This is a genomic window from Mycolicibacterium sp. XJ879 (genome assembly GCF_053483935.1).
The window spans coordinates 60,029-79,378 of the sequence record NZ_JBEFTH010000017.1 but is presented as its reverse complement, the minus strand read 5'-3'; the positions used below and the strand labels follow the sequence as shown (position 1 = coordinate 79,378).

The following is a 19,350-nucleotide window of genomic DNA, read 5'->3' as shown; positions in this document are numbered from 1 at the left end:
GTACCCGAGCCTGAAGATCGCGCTGTCTGAGGGTGGAACGGGCTGGATTCCGTATTTCTTGGAGCGGGTGGATCGCACCTATGAGATGCACTCGACCTGGACCGGCCAGGACTTCAAGGGCAAACTCCCCTCGGAGGTGTTCCGCGAGCACTTCTTGACCTGTTTCATCGCCGACCCGGTCGGGGTGGCGACCCGCCATCAGATCGGGGTGGACAACATCTGCTGGGAAGCCGACTACCCGCACTCGGATTCGATGTGGCCCGGCGCACCCGAACAGCTCGACGAGGTCCTCACCGCCAACAACGTCCCCGACGATGAAATCAACAAGATGACCTACGAAAACGCCATGCGCTGGTACAACTGGGACCCCTTCACCCACATCCCCAAAGACCAAGCCACCGTCGGCGCCTTGCGCAAGGCCGCCGAAGGCCACGACGTCAGCATCCAAGCCCTCTCCAAGACCGAAAAGGGTTCGCGTGGCGACGCTTTGCACGCTGCCGCGCGCGGCAACTCCGGCGGTGACTAAACCAGTGAGTATCGGATCGGCAGGTGCTTGAGGCCGCCGACGAAGATCGTGGCGATGTGCTCTGCCGGCCCGGTCAACTCGACCGACTTTAGCCGCGGGATCAACTCGCTGAAGAAGCTGTTGATCTCCATCCGGGCCAGGGCGGCCCCCAGGCAAAAATGCACGCCGTAGCCGAACGCGTTGTGGCGGTTCGGATCACGGCCGACGTCGAAGCGGAACGGATCGTCGAAAACGTCCTCGTCGCGGTTGGACGATGTGTACGACAGCAGCACCGACTCCCCCTCCGCGATGCGAACACCGCGAACGGTGGTGTCCGCGCGGGCAGTTCGCATGAACTCCTTGACGGGGGTGACCCAGCGGATCATCTCCTCGGTGGCCAACGGCATCAAGGCCATGTCGGCACGCAACCGTGCCAGTTGATCGGGATGCTCGATCAGCGCGTGCAGACCACCGGAAATGACGGCGCTGGTGGTGTCGTGACCGGCGGCGGCGACGATCGCGTAGTAGGAGACCGTTTCGATGTCGGAAAGCGGTTCCCCGTTGATCGTGGCGTTGGCGATCGCCGACGCCAGGTCTTCGGTCGGATTCTTCCGACGTGCGGCGGTCACCTCGGTGAAGTAGCCGAACATCTCGAGCAGCGCGCCCACCTGTTCTTCCTTCGACGTCCCGCGCTGCAGTTCTTCGTCGTCGTTGCCGAACAGTTCCTGGGTGTAGGTGAGCATCTTCGGGAAGTCGGATTCGGGCAGGCCGAGCATCGACATGATCACGTAGAGCGGATAGTTCACCGCGACTTCCTGAACGAAGTCACACTGGTGTCCTCGCTCGAGCATGCCGTCGACGAATCGCTTTGCCAGTTCGTCGATCCGAACCTTCATCGCGCGCATGGCTTTCGGTCGAAACCAGTTCGCACCGATCGCACGCAAATCACGGTGCTGCGGATCATCCAGGTGGATCAGCGTGCTGATGCCCACCGCCGCTTGTTGTTCGTCGGCCTCTTCGGTCATCAGCACTGGCCGTGGCGCGTTGGTGAACAGCGTGTTGTCGCGTTCGATCTCCATGATGTCGGCATGCTTGGTGATTGCCCAGAACGGCCGGTAGCCGGGAACGTCCACCCACGAGACGGGAGCGTTGGCGCGCAGGTGCGTCAGGGCGGCGTGCAGACCGGGCTCATCGGCGTAGGCGCGGGGGTCGGCGAACACCCTGGCCGCTTCGTCGATCACGCGAGTACTCATGGGTGACCTTTCACTCATGCGGCAGACTGGCCGCGCAGCTCTCGAACGACTTGGCGGACAGCCTCTTCGGGCACAGCCGCCGGAAAACCGACCAGCACACGGTCGATCAACCCGTCGCAGCGGTCGCGGACCTTGGCCGCCAGGCGGTCGATCGGCGCGACGACCGCAAACGCCTCGAGGACCTCGTCGTCGATCAGCGTGCCCATGTCGTCCCACTGCCCCGCCAGGCTCAATCGGTGAAGTTCGGTGTGTAGGTCACCCCACCCGTGCAATTCGAGCACCTTGCGGTAGGCCGGTGTCGACCCGTAGAACGCGATCTGTTTGCGGGTGGCCACGGCGGCCGCCGCCAACTCCGCTTCGTCGGCGCCGGTGACGACGAAGATCGGACATGACACCTGAAAGTCGCTGCGGCGCCGAGCCGACCGTGACATCCCCCGCTGCAGCGCCGGCGTCGTCACTTCGGCGAAGTACCGTTTCGTCGTGAACGCGTGCGCGAGCACCCCGTCGGCGACCTCACCGGACAACTCGGTCATCGCCTCACCCACCGCAGCCAGGAAGATCCGGGGGAATCCGTAGTCGTGCGGTTCGGGGGTGAACATCGGCGTCATCAGCTTGTGCGTGTAGAAGTCGCCTTCGAACTGCAGCCTGGTTCCGTCGCGCCAGCAGGACCAGATTTCACGCATTGCGTGCACGAACTCGCCCATGCGACGCACCGGCTGATTCCACGGCATGCTGAACCGCTTCTCGATGTGCGGCTTGATCTGCGAACCGAGGCCCACGATGAGGCGTCCGCGCGAGTACTCCTGCAGATCCCACCCGATGTTGGCAACTGTCATGGGATTACGTGCGAACGCGACTGCGATACTGGTGCCCAGATCGAGGGTCTCGGTGTGTTCGGCGGCCAGGGTCAGCGGCAGGAACGGGTCGTGGGCCACCTCGGCCGTCCAGCACCCGTCGTAGCCCCGTCGTTGCAGTGTGCTCGCCGCGTCCACCACGTTGGCCAGCTGACTCGAAACCGCCCCGTCGACCTTCAGGTCGGCGCCGCTAAGCATGGTCGTAGACGCTACAGTAAGCAATTCAGTAGGGTCAACGCGGATACGCCGGTGCGACGATCGCCTATCCGGGACAGGAGTTGGGTATGGCCGAGGCCGAAGGGTGGGAACACACTCTCGACGAGTTGTCGCGCCGACGCGAGCACGCCCTCGAAATGGGCGGTGCCGAACGACTCGCCCAGCACCGCGGCAAGGGCAAGCTCGACGCTCGCGCCCGCATCGCCCATCTGCTCGACGAGGGCACCTTCCGCGAGTTCGGCACGCTCGTCGGCGGTGACATCGCTGCCGACGGCATCGTGGCCGGTTCGGGACATCTCGACGGCAGGCCGGTGTTGATCGGCGCCGAGGACTTCACGACGCTGGCCGGCAGCATCGGCCCCGGTGGCAATGCCAAACGGTATCGGTTGGCCGAGTTGGCGTTACGTGACAGGGTGCCGCTGGTGATGTTGCTCGAGGGCGCAGGCTTTCGGCCCAGCGGCGAACACTACGGTCGCACCCCGACGGACCTGCTCGCCCAAGCCCAGTGCTCCGGCAAGGTGCCGATGGTCGCCGGCCTGCTCGGGCCGTCGGCCGGCCACGGCGCACTGGTCGCCCCGGTCTGCGACTGGACGGTGATGAGCCAGCAGGGCGCCATCTTCACCGCAGGACCGCCCGTGGTGAAAGAGTCAACGGGCGAGGAGATTACGAAGGAAGAGCTCGGCGGTCCAACGGTCGCGCTGACCAGCGGCGTGATCCACAACCTCGCCGAGGACGACGAAGCCGCGCTTGACGACATCCGCCGTTATCTGTCCTACTTCCCTTCCAGCGCTTGGTCCTATCCCGAGTCGCTGCCCGCCGATAAGGCGGCCGCGCCGCGTGCCACCGCCGAACTGCTCGACATCGTGCCCAGGGGTAACCGGCGCGTCTACGACATGCGGCGTGTGCTCGACGTCGTCTTCGACCGCCCGGACTGGTTCGAGGTCCAGCCGAAGTTCGGGCCCGCGATCATCTGCGCGCTGGCACATCTCGGCGGCCACCCCGTCGCGGTGGTGGCCAACCAACCGCAGGTGATCGCCGGCTCGATCGACGCCGACGCCGCCGACAAGGCCGCGCACTTCATCACCGTCGCCGACGCGTTTCACCTGCCGATCGTGTTTCTCGCCGACAACCCCGGCATGTTGCCCGGCAGCCGGTCGGAGAAGGCGGGCGTGCTGCGCAGCGGCGCGCGGATGTTCGCCGCGCAGACCACGGCGACGACCGTCAAACTGCATGTCACGCTGCGCAAGGCGTACGGCTTCGGCTCGATGGTCATGTCGCTGTTGGGGTTTGACAACCAGAGTGCGACATTCGCCTACCCCGGTGCGACAATGGGCGCGATGAGTGCCGCCGCGTTGAGCAAGGCCTCCCACGCCGCCGAGGATGTCGAGGCGCGGCTGCGCCAGATGGAGGTGGAGGCGTCGTTCCGCTCGGCCAGTCACCTCGGTTTCGATGAGCTCATCCACCCCGAGGAGACCCGCAACGCATTGCTGACCGGGCTGCAGCGGGGCCTCTCCAGTCGCCAAGCCACGGCGGAACCGGTGGCACGCACGACCATCACGCCCTAATTGGCGATTTCGGTGCGCTAACCATCGCCCAGCGATAGTTTGCGCACCGAAATCACTTCACTCGGACGCCCGGTACTCCGTCACGATCGGCTCGAGTTCGTCGGGAGTCGCGCCGTGCATGATGAGCGCGTCCGCACCGTAGGTGAACTCCTTGCGGATGCGCTCGACACACTGCTGCGCCGACCCCGTGGCGGACGGCTCCAGCCACTCGTCGGGAATCAGTGTCGCGATGTGCTCGATCTGCTCGGTTGAGGCTTTGTGGTCGATGCCGCCGGGGATGGACTGCACCACCGAATCGTCGCGGAAACGCTGCAGCACAGCGGGATCCCAGCCGTTGGTCTTGACCAGCAGGTCGCCGTATCCCTGCAGATAGGTCGCCAGCCGGGCCACCGTCTTCTTGAGCCGCAGTTCCTCGGGCAGGTGGTCGCCGACCGTCGCGAAGCACGACCAGACCCGCACGCTGTCCGGGTCGCGGCCGGCCTGCTCGGCGGCGTCCTTGACGGTCTTGACCGCCCGCTTCAGCGTCTCCGGGGTGAAGTAGGTGTGCAGGACGACGTCGTCGAACGCCCGACCTCCCAGCGCCAGCGTCTGCGGCCCGAACGCCACGATCGCCAACCGGATGTCCTCGCGGAAGTCAGGATCCAAAAACAGCACCTGGTACTTGCCGATCGGCCCGTCGTGGTTGAAGATCACCTCGCCCTTCCACAACCGACGCATGACCTGCGCGAAGTCCTCCATCTGCGCCGTCGTCACCGAGGGGATGCCGAACGCGGCGTACATCGCCGCCACCCCGCGCCCAATGCCCAACGTGAACCGCCCCCCGGACAACCGGTGCATCGTGGTGGCCCACGATCCGGTGATCAGCGGATGGCGGGTGTTGTGATTGGTTGCCGCCGTCGCGATCTGCATCCGGGTGGTGACCGCGCAGGCCGCGCCGACGAGCGACGACGCCTCCTTGACGTTCCACCGTTCGGAGATGAACGCCGTGCCGAACCCGAGTTCCTCACCGCGGCGGGCTTCGTCCATCAGCGTGGCGGGCCCTTCACCACCGGCGCCGGCCAGCAGGTAATAGCCCAGTTCGTCCAGCACTTCGTCGTTCACGCCCAGATCCCTTGTTTGTAGCCGCAGTTCCACACTTCGACGATCCTGCCGTCGACCACCCGGAACACTTCCATACTGCCGATCGTGGTCTGCGTCCCGTCCTTCATCTTGATCGGAGACTCGTAGACGATCGCGACGTGCTCGCCGTCGTCGCCGGCCACCACCAGGTTCAGGTCGAAGCGGATGTTCTCGGTGACCTCCCACATGTGCACGATCCGGCCGACCGCCTGCTCATGGGTCAACACATGCGCCTCCGCGCCGACCTCATGGCGGATCACGGTTTCGCCAAGCAGCTCTTCGGCCAGCGCGAAGTCACGCTGATTCCAGACCACCAGGTTGTACAACTCCACCACTTCGCGGGCCGACCGCGTCATGCGAACACCTCCAGGGCGCCGATCTCCTCGATCGCGGGCACCGCCCGGTCGGTGAGCGTCAGGCACAGCCGACGGGACCGGTCGGGAAGCGCATCCCATCCGTTGAGGGTGATGACCGGCAACACCATCAGGTAGCCGGCCGCGAAGCGGTACTGCCGCCACGCCTCGTCGAACGTGTAATCCGTGACGCCGAGGGCTGCCACCTGGTCGAGGTACTCGCGCAGGAGCGCCGCATCGTGTCCGTCCCGTGCCTGCGCAGGCAAGCGCTGGGTGACCAGGTACGCCACGTCGGCAGCGCCCGCCCCGCGCGTCGCGAACTGGAAGTCCAGCGCTCTCGTCTCATCGCCGGCGAAGGACAGGTTGTCGGCGTGCAACCCGATCAGCGTGGCCGGCACAGCGGCGCCGATCAGGTGCAGTCGGTACACCAGCGACGAAAAGCCGGTGTCCAATGCGATCTGCTCGGCACGGACGGCCGCTACCGTGGCGTCGCTGATGCCCGCGTCGACGCGCAGCGCCTCGGTGAGCCAGTCCGCATCGATCTCGTCGATGCCGCCGGGCACCGCGGCCGTCCTCACCGTCATCACCGGACTCCTTCGGGCACCGAGGTGAGGAATCGTTCCGACACGTCCTGCACGCCGCGCGCGAACAAGTGCCCGACGTGACTGCCTGGGTGCCAGTACAACTCGCCACCCCAGCGCTGGTGCAACTGTTCCGCAGTTTCGGGGCGGGCCATCTGGTCGTGCCGGGCGCCGACGATCAACCGACGCTCGGGCGGCGCCGACGGTTCGACAGCCTGATAGTCGACCACCGACATCATCCGATCGACGGGCTCAGAGCGCAGCAACTCGATGGTCTCGTGCACCGACGGACCCCATCGCCCCAGGTGCGCGGCGATCATCGCGTTGAGGCCGAAGATCGGGGTGTACACCGCGACGGCGTCGACCTGCTCGAGGTGGGCTACCAGACCCGCCACCGGGGTGCCCATCGAAACCCCCGATACCGCAATGGTGCTCGACTGCGGCCGCAACCACCGCAGCACGGCCCGCACCTCCGACACCACCCGGATGATGCCCGCCAGGTTGTTCAGCGGATCCATGTTCGGATAGATCGGCCACCGGTGACGCCGGACCCCGCATCCGGGCTGCACCGGCAACGCGATGTTGTACCCGAGGCGCTCCTGCAGCCGCCGCGCCCGCGAGAACAACAGGTCGATCGGCTGCCCTTGGCCCGCACCGTGTACCCACACCAGCCACGGCCGTTTCTCCTCGCCGCTTCGGCACAGGTGGACCACCGCGGTAACGCGACCGCCGAACCCCTGCGCAGCCAACGATCCGGGCAGCTGGGGATCATGCTCGAAGGTCAGTTGCTCATACTTCGAGCGCCCGAACCTCCGCCGGCGGACTGTCTTCGGCTGCAGCGGTTCGGGTTCGACGTGCACGCCAGCCATACCCTCGGCGGTCAACTCATCGGCGACGGCCGAGCAGGATTGCACCGTGCGCTCCAGCTTCGGCGGCGGAGAGGTCAGCGTCATCGAGGTGAGCGCGAGCTCGTCAAGTAGGACCTCGCCGAGTTGGCGGGCGCCACTGCGCGACAGCGAGTTCCAGCCGGGTGCGTTGACCGCGGCGTGTGCGCGCGGCAGCGCCCCCGCGAAGTCCCGGCCGATGCGGTAGGCGCGTTCGGCGGTTTTCATGCGAGCTTGAAACCGGTGTAGCCGGCGTCGGCGATCTCCTCGCACCGACGTCGGTACTCCGGAATGCCGGCCGTGTAACCCATGTACATCCGCTTCTTGCCGGGCACGTTGCCGCCGTTGTACCACGAGTTGCACGTCGGATGGTCGAGCACCGTCGGCGCGACGAGCGACGTAGTGTGCTCGACCCACTCGCGCTGCGCGTCGGGCAACGCCTCGATCGTGCGGTATCCGTTGCTTCTCAGGTACTCGATGCAGTCGCCGATCCACTCCACATGCTGTTCGAGTGCAGTCACAAAATTGCTTGCCGGGGCCGGACTTCCCGGCGCCTGCACGATGAACAGGTTGGGAAATCCGGCCACCGCGATGCCGAGGTAGGCATACGGCCCCTCCGTGCTCCAGAAATCGGCCAATGACACCTGGTCGCGTCCGGTGACCGCGATCCGCGTCATCGCGCCCGTCATGGCGTCGAAGCCGGTGGCGTAGATGATCACGTCCAGCTCGTAATCGTCTTGCTCGGTACGGATTCCGGTCGGGGTGACCTCGACGATCGGCGCCTTGCGCAGGTCCACGAGCGTCACGTTGTCCCGGTTGAACGTCTGGTAATAGCCCTGGTCGATGATGGGCCGCTTACACCCGAACGGGTGCGTCGGGGTCAGCGCCGCCGCGGTGTCGGGATCGTCGACGATGCGGCTCACGGCTTCGCCGTAGAGCTTGGCCGCCATCTGGTTGGCCTCGATGTCGAAGAACACGTCGCCCCAACTGAGTGCACCGATGACACCGCCCTCCTCGACGGCGCGCAGTTGCTCCTCGCGCGACGCGGACTTCAACGGCGGTTTGGTCATCATCTCGAACATCACCGAGAACGCGCTCAACCGAGCCGCGCCCACCGCGTGTGCCCGTTGCGCAGCGCGGATCTCGGCGTAGTTGGCCTTGAGCTCGTCGAGTTCGCCGTCGTCGAACGCGCGCACCTCCCACGGCAGCGTGTAGGCGGGCGACCGCTGGAACACGGTGAGGTGGCTGGCTTGCTCAGCGACGACCGGAACGAGTTGGACGCCCGTGGAACCCGTGCCGATGACGCCGACCCGCTTGCCGGCGAGGTCGACATTCTGTTTGGGCCACCGGCTGGTGAACAACGACACCCCGTGGAAGGAGTCGACGCCCGCGATCTCCGGTTCCTTGGGCGCCGACAAAATGCCCGTCGCCGCGACGACGAACGGTGCGCGCAGCGCCTCCCCCGCCGCCGTGTGCACGGCCCACTGCGCGGCGACCTCGTCGAAACCCATCGCGGTGACCTCGGTGTGGAACCGGATGTGGCGACGCAGGTCCAGGCGGTCGGCGACGAAGTTCAGGTATGCCTCGATCTCGGGCTGGCGGGGCATCGTCTCGGTCCACACCCAGTCCTGCTGGATCTCCTCGGAGAAGCTGTAGGAGTACTCGATGCTCTCGATGTCACAGCGCGCGCCGGGATACCGGTTGAACAGCCATGTGCCGCCGACGTTCTCAGCCTTCTCCAGTACGACGGCACGCAGGCCCTGCTCGCGCAGCCGATGCAACGCGTACAGGCCGGAGAACCCGGCCCCGATGACAATTGCGTCGAAGCGGGAAGCGTCAGGTGTGGTCACAGGTCGGTACCTCACGTCCAGAAGTGGAGATACTGTAACTATTACAGTATTGCGCTGGTCGGCCGGCGCGTTTCGGTGAACGTCGTTCGGCACAGCCTTCCTGAAACCGCTACTGTAAGCTCTTCCATTGAGTTGGCGGACGCGGGAGGCGGCCTGGGATGAAAGTACCGTTCACCTGGAAGGTCACCGGCTGGTTCATGATCGGCTGGTCGGCTGAGTTTCCGCAGAGCGAGGTGCGTCCGCTGCGGTACTTCGGCGAGGACCTCGTCGCCTACCGCGACGAATCCGGTGAGCTGCATGTGTTGTCGGCGCACTGCCGTCATCTCGGCGCCCACATCGGCCACGGCGGCAAGGTCGTCGGGGACTGTGTCGAATGCCCTTTCCACGGCTGGCGCTGGGGCCCCGACGGCACCAACCGCTATATCCCCTACCAACCCGACCGACCCAACAAGGCGTTGCGGCTGCGCGTGTATCCGGTCGTCGAGCAGTACGGCTGTGTGTTCGCCTGGTATCAACCCCACGGACAGCAACCGCGTTGGCCGATGCCGGGCCTGTTCGAGAAATTCCCGCAGTTCCCGACCGACCCGGACGCCTATTACCGCCCGTATCCCGAGTTTTCGAGCCGCGCGGAGCGCGAACCGGTGCATCCGCAAATCGTCGCGGAGAACGGGCCCGACAGCGCGCATTTCCGCTACGTCCACGGCGCCACCGTCACACCGGTCAATCTGAATTGGGAGGTCGTCGACGAGGAGTGGCGATTTCTCACCGGCTGGCCCGATGCGCGCAGCGACGATCCCGACAAGATGGCGCTCTACATCCACAGCCACTTCTCCGGTCTGGGCTTTGCGGTCAGCGCCTTCGAGGGTTCCTCGAACCACCGACTGATCTTCGCGTGCACCCCGGTCGAGGACGGCTGCTCGGACATGTTCTATTCGATCTGGTGGCCGCGGCTGCCCGGCGACACCTCCGAGGTACCGCCGGACAAAGTGCGTGAGCAAGTCCAGCGGCAGTTCATGGGCACGGTGTGGGACGACCTCAACATCTGGCGCTACCAGGAGTACATCGAGAACCCCGCGCTGTCGAAGGTCGACGCGAAGCCCTACCTGGCCATGCGGAAATGGGCCACGCAGTTTTATGAAGTGCCTGCGTCGTAACCCATGGCCGACACCGAAGACGACATCCGCGAATTCGCCAGGGTCCAACCCACTCTGGGCGCCCCGGAGATGGGCCGTTTCGTCGCCGCCGTGCGCCGGTTACAGGACATCACCGTCTCCAGCGATCCGGACCCGGCACTGTGGAATGACACCGCCGCACTGCTCGAGGACCTATGCGAACGGCTGGAAGCACACCGAGCCCCCGCGGGCGTCGCACCTGCCGGCCGGGCGCCCAACCTCGCCGGCAATGGCCATCCGTTGATGCCGCCATGGCAGGTGGTGACGTCCGGGCCTGACGAGGTCACGATGCGCGGATATTTCAGCCGCTTCCACGTCGGCGGCAACGACGCCGTACACGGCGGCGTCATCCCGCTGTTCTACGACTGGCATTTCGGCATGGTGGTGTCGGCCGCCGGCCGGCCCGACAGCCGGACCGCCTACTTGCACGTGGACTACCGGCGGGTGACGCCCATCGCCGTGCCGCTGGAGGCGCGCGCCTGGATCGACTCCATCGACGGCCGCAAACTGTTCGTGAGGGCGGCGATGACCGACGCGCAGGGCCACGTACTATCCGAGGCCAACGGTCTGATGATCAAACTGCTCGCCCATCAGCCTTGATAGGCACCCTTGAAAGGCCCACTGTCTGTGACCACACAGTTCACCGTTCCAGCCGTCGCCGACACGGTCGCCGCCGCCGTCGGCGACCGGGAGTTCATCATCCAGGGCAAGCGGCGCTACACCTATACGCAGGTGGTCGAACGCGCCAACCGCCTTGCGGCCTACCTGCACAGCCGCGGGCTGGGATGCCAGACGGAACGTGCCGATTTGCCGGGGCACGAAGCTGGTCAGGACCTGTTGGGCATCTACGCCTACAACGGGCCCGAGTACGTCGAGGCGATGCTCGGCTCGTGGCGGGCCAGGGTCGCGCCGTTCAACGTCAACTACCGGTACGTCAAGAACGAACTGCAGTATCTGCTGGCTGATTCGGGCGCGACGGCGTTGGTCTATCACGCGGCGTTTGCGCCCCGGGTCGCCGAGGTGCTCCCGAAGCTGCCGAAGCTGCGCGTGCTCATCCAGATCGCCGACGACTCCGGCAACGACCTGGTCCACGGCGCGGTCGACTACGAATCGATCGTCGCGTCAGGGTTGGCTGTACCGCCGCCGGTCGAGCCGTCACCCGACGACCTCTACGTGCTCTATACCGGCGGCACCACGGGCATGCCGAAGGGTGTGCTGTGGCGCCAGCACGACATCTTCATGACGTCGTTCGGCGGGCGCAACATGGCCACCGGCGAGCTCACCACGTCCTATGACGAGATCGCCAAACGCGTTGCGGAAAACCCGGGCACCAAGATCTTCACCCTGCCGCCGCTGATGCACGGGGCCGCCCAGTGGGCCGTGATGACGGCGCTGAGCACCGGGCAGGCCGTGGTGTTCTCCGAGACACCGTCGCGGTTCGATGCCGACGAAGTCGTGCGCACCATCGAACGCGAGAAGGTGCTTGCGGTGCAGGTGGTCGGCGACGCGATGGCGCGGCCGCTGGCCGACGCCATCGAACGCAGCTCGGCCGACCTGTCGTCGATGGCGGTGGTGGCCAACGGCGGCGCGCTGCTCACCCCGACGGGTAAACAGCGCCTGATCGACGTCAAACCCGGCCTGATCGTCATGGACGGCGTCGGATCGTCGGAGACCGGTATCCAGATGAACCACATGTCGGCGCCCGGCGCGGTGTCGACCGGCAAGTTCAACGCGGGCCCCGACACCTTCGTGGCTGCCGAGGATCTCAGCTCGATCCTGGAACCCGGCCATGACGGCATCGGTTGGCTGGCCCAACGTGGTTACGTACCACTCGGTTACAAGGGCGATGCCGAGAAGACGGCCAAGACGTTTCCGGTTATCGACGGCGTGCGTTTTTCGATACCCGGTGACCGGGCGCGCCATCTGGCCGAAGGCGGCATCGAACTGCTCGGCCGCGACTCGGTGACCATCAACTCCGGCGGCGAGAAGATCTTCGTCGAGGAGGTCGAGACCGCGCTGCTGTCGCATCCGGCGGTGGCCGACGTCGTGGTCTCGGGCCGGCCCAGTGAGCGGTGGGGCCAAGAGGTAGTCGCGGTGGTATCGCTCGTCGAGGGGGCCAGCGCTGACGCGCAGGAACTCATCGAGCACGCCGGCAACTCGATCGCGCGCTACAAGCTGCCGAAGGCGGTCGTGTTCCGACCGACCATCGAGCGCAGCCCGGCCGGCAAGGCCGATTACCGGTGGGCGCGCGAACAGGCGACCAGCGAAGCCTGAGCCCGTCTCCCATTACGTCGAAATAGCGGTCCAGGCTCGTATCCCGCCATCGCGTAGCCCTATACTGTAAGCTTTACAGTACCTGTGGCAGGTTACCTGTCCCGACCGACGATGGAGATCCGCCGTGGATAGCCCCGTACAGGATGTCACGGTCGATGAGGCCTTCGACCTGCTTCGCGATCCCTATCCCCTGTTCGCCCACAAGCGAAGAGACACCAGCGGGGTGTTCCGTGGCAGCGTCATGGACTGGTCCAAGGCACCGGAGGCGATGCCGGAAAACCTCTACGCCGCAGTGTCTTTCGATGCGGTCAACCGGGTGTTCCGGGACGGCAAGGTGTTCAACTCCCAGATCTATGACAACACCATCGGCTTGTTCATCGGTCCGACGATCCTGGCGATGGAGGGCAAGACGCACTGGGATCACCGCAGCCTGGTTTCCAAGGCGTTCAAGACAAAGTCGTTGGCCCGTTGGGAACCCGAGATCGTCCGACCGGTCGTCACCGGGCTGATCGACGAGTTCATCGATGATGGGCACGCCGACCTGGTGCGGGACTTCACCTTCGAGTTCCCGACCCGGGTCATCTCCCGGCTTTTGGGGCTGCCCGAAGACGATCTGCCGTGGTTCCGCAAACGCGCCGTCGAACTGATCAGCTACCACGTCAACTACAAGCGGGCCTTCGAAGCATCCACCGCGCTGAAGGACTACTTCCTCACCCAGATCGACCAGCGCAGATCCAAACCGACCGAAGACATCATCGGCGATCTGGTCACCGCCGAGATCGACGGCGAGAAGCTCAGCGACGAGGCCATCTTCTCGTTCCTGCGGCTGCTGCTGCCCGCCGGCCTGGAAACCACCTACCGATCCTCGGGGAACCTGCTGTACCTGTTACTGACCCATCCCGAACAGTTCAGGGCCGTACAGCAAGACCGCGAGTTGATCGGGGCGGCCATCGAGGAGGGGTTGCGGTTCGAGACACCGCTGACCACCGTGCAGCGCTCCGCCACCGAGGCGACCGAACTCGCCGGCGTCGAGATCCCGCAGGGCGCGGTCATCGACGTGTGCATCGGATCGGCGAACCGCGACGAAAACCGTTGGGAACGCTCCGAGGAGTTCGACATCTTCCGCGACCGCATGCCGCACATCTCGTTTGCCGCGGGTGAGCACACCTGCATGGGTCTGCATCTCGCGCGGATGGAGACCCGGGTCGCCCTGGAATGCCTGCTGGACCGGCTCACCAACGTCGAACTCGTCACCGAAGACAACCCGCACATCTGGGGTCAGCCCTTCCGCTCGCCGACGGCGATCCCGGTGACGTTCGACGCCGCGGGATGATCCGTGGCGAAGAACGCATCAGTGCCCGACCGGAAGCGGCGGGATCGCGGCTCGATCAGGCTGAGGCCCTCATCGCCGCCGCCTGATCCCGCGATTTGGGTGCGCTAACACTCGCTCAGCGCATGTTTCCGCACCCAAATCACTGCTTGCGGGGTGAGCGGTGGGCGATCGTCTTGGTCTCGAGGTATTGCTGGAAGCCCTCGATGCCGCACTGGCGGCCCACCCCGCTGTGCTTGTACCCGCCGAACGGCGCGTCGGCCCCGTAGAACATTCCGCCGTTGACGCCGAACGCTCCCGTGCGGATCCGCCGGGCGATGTTCATCCCGCGCTCGTGTGAGCGTGAGATCACCGCGCCGGCAAGGCCATAGGCGCTGTCGTTGGCGATGCGCACTGCGTCATCGTCGTCCTCGAACGGCAACACGATCAGCACCGGCCCGAACACCTCCTGCTGAGCGATCGCGGCGCTGTTGTCGAGGCCGACGATCACAGTGGGAGCCACGTAGTGGCCGGCAGCGAGATGCTCCGGCAGCCCGTCGACCGCGCCGCCGCCGGTGGTGATCTCGGCGCCGTCACTGCGGGCGCCCTCGATCGCGGTCAACACACGATCCTTCTGTGCGGCGCTGATCACCGGTCCCACAAGGGTTTCCGGCTGCGTCGGATCGCCGACCGGCACGGCCTGATAGGCGGCGGTGATGTTGGAGATCGTGTCGTCGAACAGCGACTTGTGCACCAGCATGCGACTGGTGGCCGCGCAGGCCTGCCCGGCGTGGACGCAGACTCCCACCGCGGCGCCGATCACCGCGGCCGGGTTCGCGTCGTCGAGCACGATCGCCACCGATTTCCCGCCGAGTTCGAGAAACATCCGCTTCATGGTGTCGGCGCCCTGGCGCATCAACAGCTTGCCGACCGCGGTCGACCCAGTGAACGAGATCATGTCGACGCGGGGGTCGGTGCCCAGCAATGCGGCGACATCGTTGGAAGCGGTCGGCACCACGTTGAGGACGCCGGCGGGAATATCGGTGTTCTCGGCCACGATCCGGCCGAGACGGGTGGCGTTCCACGGCGTATTCGGATCGGGTTTGAGCACGACGGTGTTTCCGGTCGCCAGCGCGGGACCGAGTTTGTTGAGGATGACCTCGATCGGGAAGTTCGACGGTGTGATCGCGCCGACGACACCGATCGGTTCCTTGACGACGGTGCGCACGTTGCGCTCGCCGAACAGGCCACCGCCGTCGAGTCGGCGCTCCCATTCGAAGGTGTCGATCAGGTCGGCGGGATAGCGCAGCGCCTCTGCCAACGGCCAGTCCAGTTGCGCGGACTGCGCCGTCATCACCGGGCAGCCGACCTCAGCGATCAGTTCCTCGCTCAGGTCGTCTCGTTCGGCCTCGATCGCCGCCTGCAGTTGCTCGAGGCAGCGCTTACGCAATTCTCGGTTGGTGGTCCAGTCGGTTTCGTCGAAGGCACGCCGCGCGGCTCCGATCGCCCGTTCCATATCGCGCGGGTCCGCGCTGGCGGTGCTACCCAGCACCGAACCCGTTGCTGGGCTGACGTTGTCGAACTGGGCGCCGGACGCGGCAGGAACCAGTTGGCCGTCGATGAGCATGCGGCGCTCGGCGCGACCGGCTGCCCGGCGGCCGATGTCAACGCTGGTCTCGGCCGGTTCGGCTGAAATCCTGGTGGAGCTCACGCCGCTACCCCATACAATCGGAGACTGCGGGACGCTCAACTGTAAACATTACAGTAGGATAATTCAAAGCCGACGCTGGCGGGTGGAGAGGGCCGATTTGATCAAGGTGATGGAGGGCGTACGCGTCCTCGAGGTCGCACAGTTCACGTTCGTTCCGGCGGCGGGGGCCATCCTCGCCGACTGGGGCGCCGATGTCATCAAAGTGGAGCATCCGGTGCGCGGTGACACCCAACGGGGCTTCATCAACATGGGCGGCTTCCAGATGGACCCGAACCGCCACCCGCTTATCGAACATCCCAACCGCGGCAAGCGCAGCGTCGGTATCGACGTATCCAAACCCGAGGGTCAGGAAGTCCTCTACGAGATCGCGAAGACGGCCGATGTCTTCCTGACCAATTACCTACCGAGGCAGCGCCAAAAGCACAAGTTCGACGTCGAGCACATCCGTGCGGCGAACCCGAACATCATCTACGCACGCGGCAGCGCCTACGGCGACAAAGGACCCGAACGTGACATCGGCGGTTTCGACGGGACGGCCTTCTGGACCCGGAGCGGCGTCGGTCACGCGTTGACGCCCGAGGAGATCGGCGGCGCACTGTCGCAGGGGATTCCGGCGTTCGGCGACTCGATCGGCGGCATGAACATCGCGGGCGGGATCTCGGCTGCGCTGTTCCACCGCGAGCGCACCGGCGAGGCGGCCGAACTCGACGTCTCGCTACTGAGTACCGCGTGGTGGGCGGCCGGGGCCAGCGTCACACAGGGCATGGAGACCGGCGAAACCATGCGGTCGCTGATGCCAGATTCCGTGGCGCCGACGGTGAACCCGTTCCTGGGCAACTACCTGACCTCCGACGGCGGCACCATCAACCTGTGCATCGTCAGCCCGACCGGATACATTCGCGATGCGTTCGAACACCTCGGGCTGCCGGAACTTGCCGACGATCCCCGTTTCAACGACGTGCTGCCGTTGATCGAAAACGCGGCTGCCGCAGTAGAACTCATCGCCGATTCGATTCGAAGTAAGCCGTTCGACTACTGGCGCGAGCACCTCAAGACCATGAAGGGGCAGTGGGCTCCGTTTCAGAGCCTGATCGACCTCGCCAGCGACGAGCAGGCGGTAGCCAACGACATGGTCGTCGAGGTGGAGGCCGGCGACGGCGGTGAGCCGTTCAAGGTGGTCCGCGGTCCGGTGCAGTTCAACCACGAACCCCTCGAGACCACCCGGGCACCGCAGGCCTCCGAGCACACCGAGGTCGTGCTGATGGAGATCGGCATGGACTGGGACCGCATCGAGAAGTTCAAGGACGCCGGCGCCATCGCCTAATCCCCATCTGCGCGAGCGTGCGTGGAATCGGGAACTTTCCGCGCGTGCCGGCCTCAAACACGCACGCTCGCGCAGATAAGAGTTAGACGGGATCCACCCGCACGGGCACACCGGTCAGCCACGCCATACCCGACAGCGCCTCCACATCGTCGGGGTCGCTCGACGTCAGCTGGTTGACGTTGGCGCCGGCGGCACGGTTGGCCAGCTGCCAGCCCCCGGTTCCCTTGTGCCCCCAGCCGTGAGGCACCGCGACCACCCCGGCGACGAGATCCTTCGTCGTCAGCACCGGCACGGTGATCGCGCCGTACGGGGAACTGATCCGCACCTCGTCGCCGTCCGAGACGTCCTGCTCGGCCGCGTCATCGACATGCATGAGCGCGTGCTGGCGACGGTCCCCCCGCATCAACAGCGGCGAATTGTGCATCCACGAGTTCTCCGAGCGTGGCTCGCGCAACCCGATCATCCGCAGCGGATAGCCGCCGGGAACCGCGCGCTGCGACAGCTTGGCGACCTCGGTCGCGATTCCGGGATGGGCCAACCGCACCCGACGCGACAGGTAACCGACCGCGGTACGCAGCACGCCCGTGCGGATGTGCGGTGAGAGCACGACGCCGTGCGGATGGTCCTCGATCAACCGTCGCATCGTCAGCCCGCCGCGGCGCAGCCCGAACCGATCACCGCCCTCGGACATCCGCACGAGCGCGTCGACGATCATCCGCGGCAACCCCTCGAAACCCAGTCGGCGCAACATCTTTTGGACGCCGCTGAATACTGCGAACGCCGGCACCCGACGCCCCAGCCGCCGGGCCAGTTCCTCGGCGATGTCCCACTCCCCACGGGTCTCTCCCACCGGCGCCAGCACCGCCGCGGTCGCTTGCCGGAACGGCGTGGCCTGAAACCCTTGGAAGGTATACGGAAAATCGTCGCGTTCGTACATCGTCGTGACGGGCAGGATGTAGTCACAGTGCGCGCTGGTCTCGGTGACGTAAAGGTCCAACGCGACAGACAACTCCAGTTCGCCGAACGCTGCCTCGAGTTCCTCGCCGTTGGGCACCGAGAGCACGGGATTGCCGGCCGACACAAACATCGCCCGAATCTGGCGCTCACCGGGCGTCGTGATCTCTTTGGCCATCAGCGCCGCGGGCTCGGAGCCGATCGCGTTCGGGATCCCGCTGAGCCGCGACCGCTTACACCGATAGGACCGCCGCATGATGGCGCCCATCGCGACGTTCTGCCATTTCTGGCCGACGGTGTGCATCGAGCTGAACACCGAACCGCCGGGCACGTCGAGATTGCCGGCCACCAGGTTGACCGCGTCGATCAGATAGATGGTCAGCGTGCCATGCGTGCCCACGCAGGTGCCGAGCCTGCCGTAGACGGCCGCGCGCCGCGTGCGCATGAGGTCGCGCGCCAACGTGCGCACGCTGTCCGGGTCGATGCCGGTCTGGGACGCGGTGCTTTCCGGGGTGTAGGGCCGAGAGACGTCCCGCAGCCAATCCACGCCGTCGGCCCGCCGGCTGAGCGCGGCGACGTCGACCATGCCGTCAGCGAACATCACCTGCAGCAGGGACAGTAAAAACAACGCGTCGGTGTCCGGGACGATGCCGAGCCATTCGAAGGCGGCCGCGGTCTCGCTGCGCCGTGGGTCGACGATCATTACGCGTCCACCGCGCTTGACGACGTCGTGCATACGGTCCTTGATCCGCGGCGCGGTCAGGAAACTACCGTGGGACACAAGCGGATTGGTGCCCATCATGACAAGCAGCTCGGTTCTCGCCAGATCCGGGATCGGCACGGAGGTCGGCACGCCGTAGAGCAACTGGCTCGCGATAAGCCTGCTGTTGGTGTCCTGCGACGACGCCGTGAAGTAGTGGGCGTGGCGGCCAAGCCCCTTCGTGAACAGCAGCGCCGCGAAGGTGTGCGCATAGCTGAACGCCCCGGGGTTGCCCATGTACCAGCCGACCGCACCGGACCCGCGTCGGCGCAGGATCGCCAACAACCGATCGACGATGTCGTTCATCGCCGCGTCCCAGGTGACCTCTTCGAAGCCGGTCGGCCCGCGCCGCAGCGGCCGCCTCACCCGATCCGGATCGTTGACGACCTCGGTGAACGCGATGCCCTTCTGGCAGGCGAAGCCCGCCGACAACGGATGGTCCTTGTCCGGGCGCAGCGCCGTCAGGCGTCCGTCTTCGACCGTCGCGATCATCCCGCACAACGGTTCGCAGATGCGGCAGAACGTCGGCTTGTGCTCTAGCAGCGGCGACACGCCTAACGACATTACTGTAAGAGTTACAGTTAAACCCCGCTTTCGCCGGCAGCCCGCAGGCCAGGGGTTTAGGCCACCGCTACCCGGGAACCATCATCAGGTCGGCACCGCTGC

Annotated in this window: 16 protein-coding genes; 7 read left to right on the top strand and 9 right to left on the bottom strand. The window is 65.8% G+C overall.

Features of this window, described 5'->3' with window-relative positions:
• Positions 1-526, top strand: a 526-nt coding sequence (locus tag ABQF13_RS24035; protein WP_448395308.1) for an amidohydrolase family protein, incomplete at its 5' end; no start/stop codon positions are given.
• On the opposite strand, the gene ABQF13_RS24030 is transcribed toward ABQF13_RS24035, so the two are convergent.
• Complete coding sequence (locus ABQF13_RS24030; RefSeq protein WP_448395307.1) at positions 523-1,758, bottom strand: cytochrome P450; 1,236 nt, start codon at positions 1,756-1,758, stop codon at positions 523-525. The two genes, ABQF13_RS24035 and ABQF13_RS24030, sit on opposite strands and share 4 nt — an antisense overlap.
• Positions 1,759-1,772: 14 nt before the next feature.
• Positions 1,773-2,810 carry an LLM class F420-dependent oxidoreductase gene (locus ABQF13_RS24025; RefSeq protein ID WP_448395306.1) on the bottom strand — a complete coding sequence of 346 codons (1,038 nt, stop codon included), beginning with the start codon at positions 2,808-2,810 and terminating at the stop codon, positions 1,773-1,775.
• Between the two features lie 86 nt (positions 2,811-2,896).
• Between ABQF13_RS24025 and ABQF13_RS24020 the strand changes: the two genes are divergently transcribed.
• Positions 2,897-4,393, top strand: coding sequence for an acyl-CoA carboxylase subunit beta (locus ABQF13_RS24020; RefSeq protein WP_448395305.1), 1,497 nt, complete (start codon positions 2,897-2,899; stop codon positions 4,391-4,393).
• 57 nt (positions 4,394-4,450) lie between these two features.
• On the opposite strand, the gene ABQF13_RS24015 is transcribed toward ABQF13_RS24020, so the two are convergent.
• From ABQF13_RS24015 to ABQF13_RS23995, 5 genes are read right to left on the bottom strand one after another with little or no spacing between them, the layout of a single operon-like run.
• Positions 4,451-5,527: a TIGR03857 family LLM class F420-dependent oxidoreductase gene (locus ABQF13_RS24015; protein ID WP_448395304.1), complete on the bottom strand. Its 1,077-nt coding sequence runs from the start codon at positions 5,525-5,527 to the stop codon at positions 4,451-4,453.
• Positions 5,491-5,868, bottom strand: coding sequence for a nuclear transport factor 2 family protein (locus tag ABQF13_RS24010; protein WP_448395303.1), 378 nt, complete (start codon positions 5,866-5,868; stop codon positions 5,491-5,493). The genes ABQF13_RS24015 and ABQF13_RS24010 overlap by 37 nt, the downstream gene beginning before the upstream one ends.
• Entirely contained in the window at positions 5,865-6,449 is a 585-nt protein-coding gene (locus ABQF13_RS24005) for a hypothetical protein (RefSeq protein WP_448395302.1), read from the bottom strand. Before ABQF13_RS24005 ends, ABQF13_RS24010 begins: the two co-directional genes overlap by 4 nt.
• Positions 6,449-7,558, bottom strand: coding sequence for an alpha/beta hydrolase (locus ABQF13_RS24000; protein ID WP_448395301.1), 1,110 nt, complete (start codon positions 7,556-7,558; stop codon positions 6,449-6,451). Before ABQF13_RS24000 ends, ABQF13_RS24005 begins: the two co-directional genes overlap by 1 nt.
• Positions 7,555-9,180 (bottom strand): flavin-containing monooxygenase, encoded by a 1,626-nt coding sequence (locus ABQF13_RS23995; protein WP_448395300.1) that lies wholly within the window; start codon positions 9,178-9,180, stop codon positions 7,555-7,557. The genes ABQF13_RS24000 and ABQF13_RS23995 overlap by 4 nt, the downstream gene beginning before the upstream one ends.
• A 158-nt stretch (positions 9,181-9,338) precedes the next feature.
• On the opposite strand from ABQF13_RS23995, the gene ABQF13_RS23990 reads away from it, so the two are divergent.
• The 4 genes from ABQF13_RS23990 (at position 9,339) to ABQF13_RS23975 (ending at position 13,959) form a co-directional block, all read left to right on the top strand.
• Positions 9,339-10,334, top strand: a complete 996-nt coding sequence (locus ABQF13_RS23990) for an aromatic ring-hydroxylating oxygenase subunit alpha (RefSeq protein WP_448395299.1) — start codon at positions 9,339-9,341, stop codon at positions 10,332-10,334.
• Between the two features lie 3 nt (positions 10,335-10,337).
• Positions 10,338-10,952, top strand: a complete 615-nt coding sequence (locus ABQF13_RS23985; protein WP_448395298.1) for a PaaI family thioesterase — start codon at positions 10,338-10,340, stop codon at positions 10,950-10,952.
• 27 nt (positions 10,953-10,979) lie between these two features.
• Positions 10,980-12,626, top strand: a complete 1,647-nt coding sequence (locus tag ABQF13_RS23980; protein ID WP_448395297.1) for a medium-chain acyl-CoA ligase Mig — start codon at positions 10,980-10,982, stop codon at positions 12,624-12,626.
• Positions 12,627-12,750: 124 nt separating this feature from the next.
• Positions 12,751-13,959, top strand: coding sequence for a cytochrome P450 (locus tag ABQF13_RS23975; protein WP_448395296.1), 1,209 nt, complete (start codon positions 12,751-12,753; stop codon positions 13,957-13,959).
• 139 nt (positions 13,960-14,098) lie between these two features.
• Here ABQF13_RS23975 and ABQF13_RS23970 read toward each other — a convergent pair whose 3' ends face one another.
• Positions 14,099-15,562: an aldehyde dehydrogenase family protein gene (locus ABQF13_RS23970; RefSeq protein ID WP_448395313.1), complete on the bottom strand. Its 1,464-nt coding sequence runs from the start codon at positions 15,560-15,562 to the stop codon at positions 14,099-14,101.
• Positions 15,563-15,755: 193 nt separating this feature from the next.
• On the opposite strand from ABQF13_RS23970, the gene ABQF13_RS23965 reads away from it, so the two are divergent.
• Positions 15,756-16,970 carry a CaiB/BaiF CoA transferase family protein gene (locus ABQF13_RS23965; RefSeq protein ID WP_448395312.1) on the top strand — a complete coding sequence of 405 codons (1,215 nt, stop codon included), beginning with the start codon at positions 15,756-15,758 and terminating at the stop codon, positions 16,968-16,970.
• 82 nt (positions 16,971-17,052) lie between these two features.
• Here the strand turns inward: ABQF13_RS23965 and ABQF13_RS23960 are convergent, their stop codons facing one another.
• A complete protein-coding gene (locus ABQF13_RS23960; protein WP_448395295.1) occupies positions 17,053-19,248 on the bottom strand; it encodes a molybdopterin-containing oxidoreductase family protein in 2,196 nt (731 codons plus the stop codon).
• Positions 19,249-19,350 lie beyond the last annotated feature (102 nt).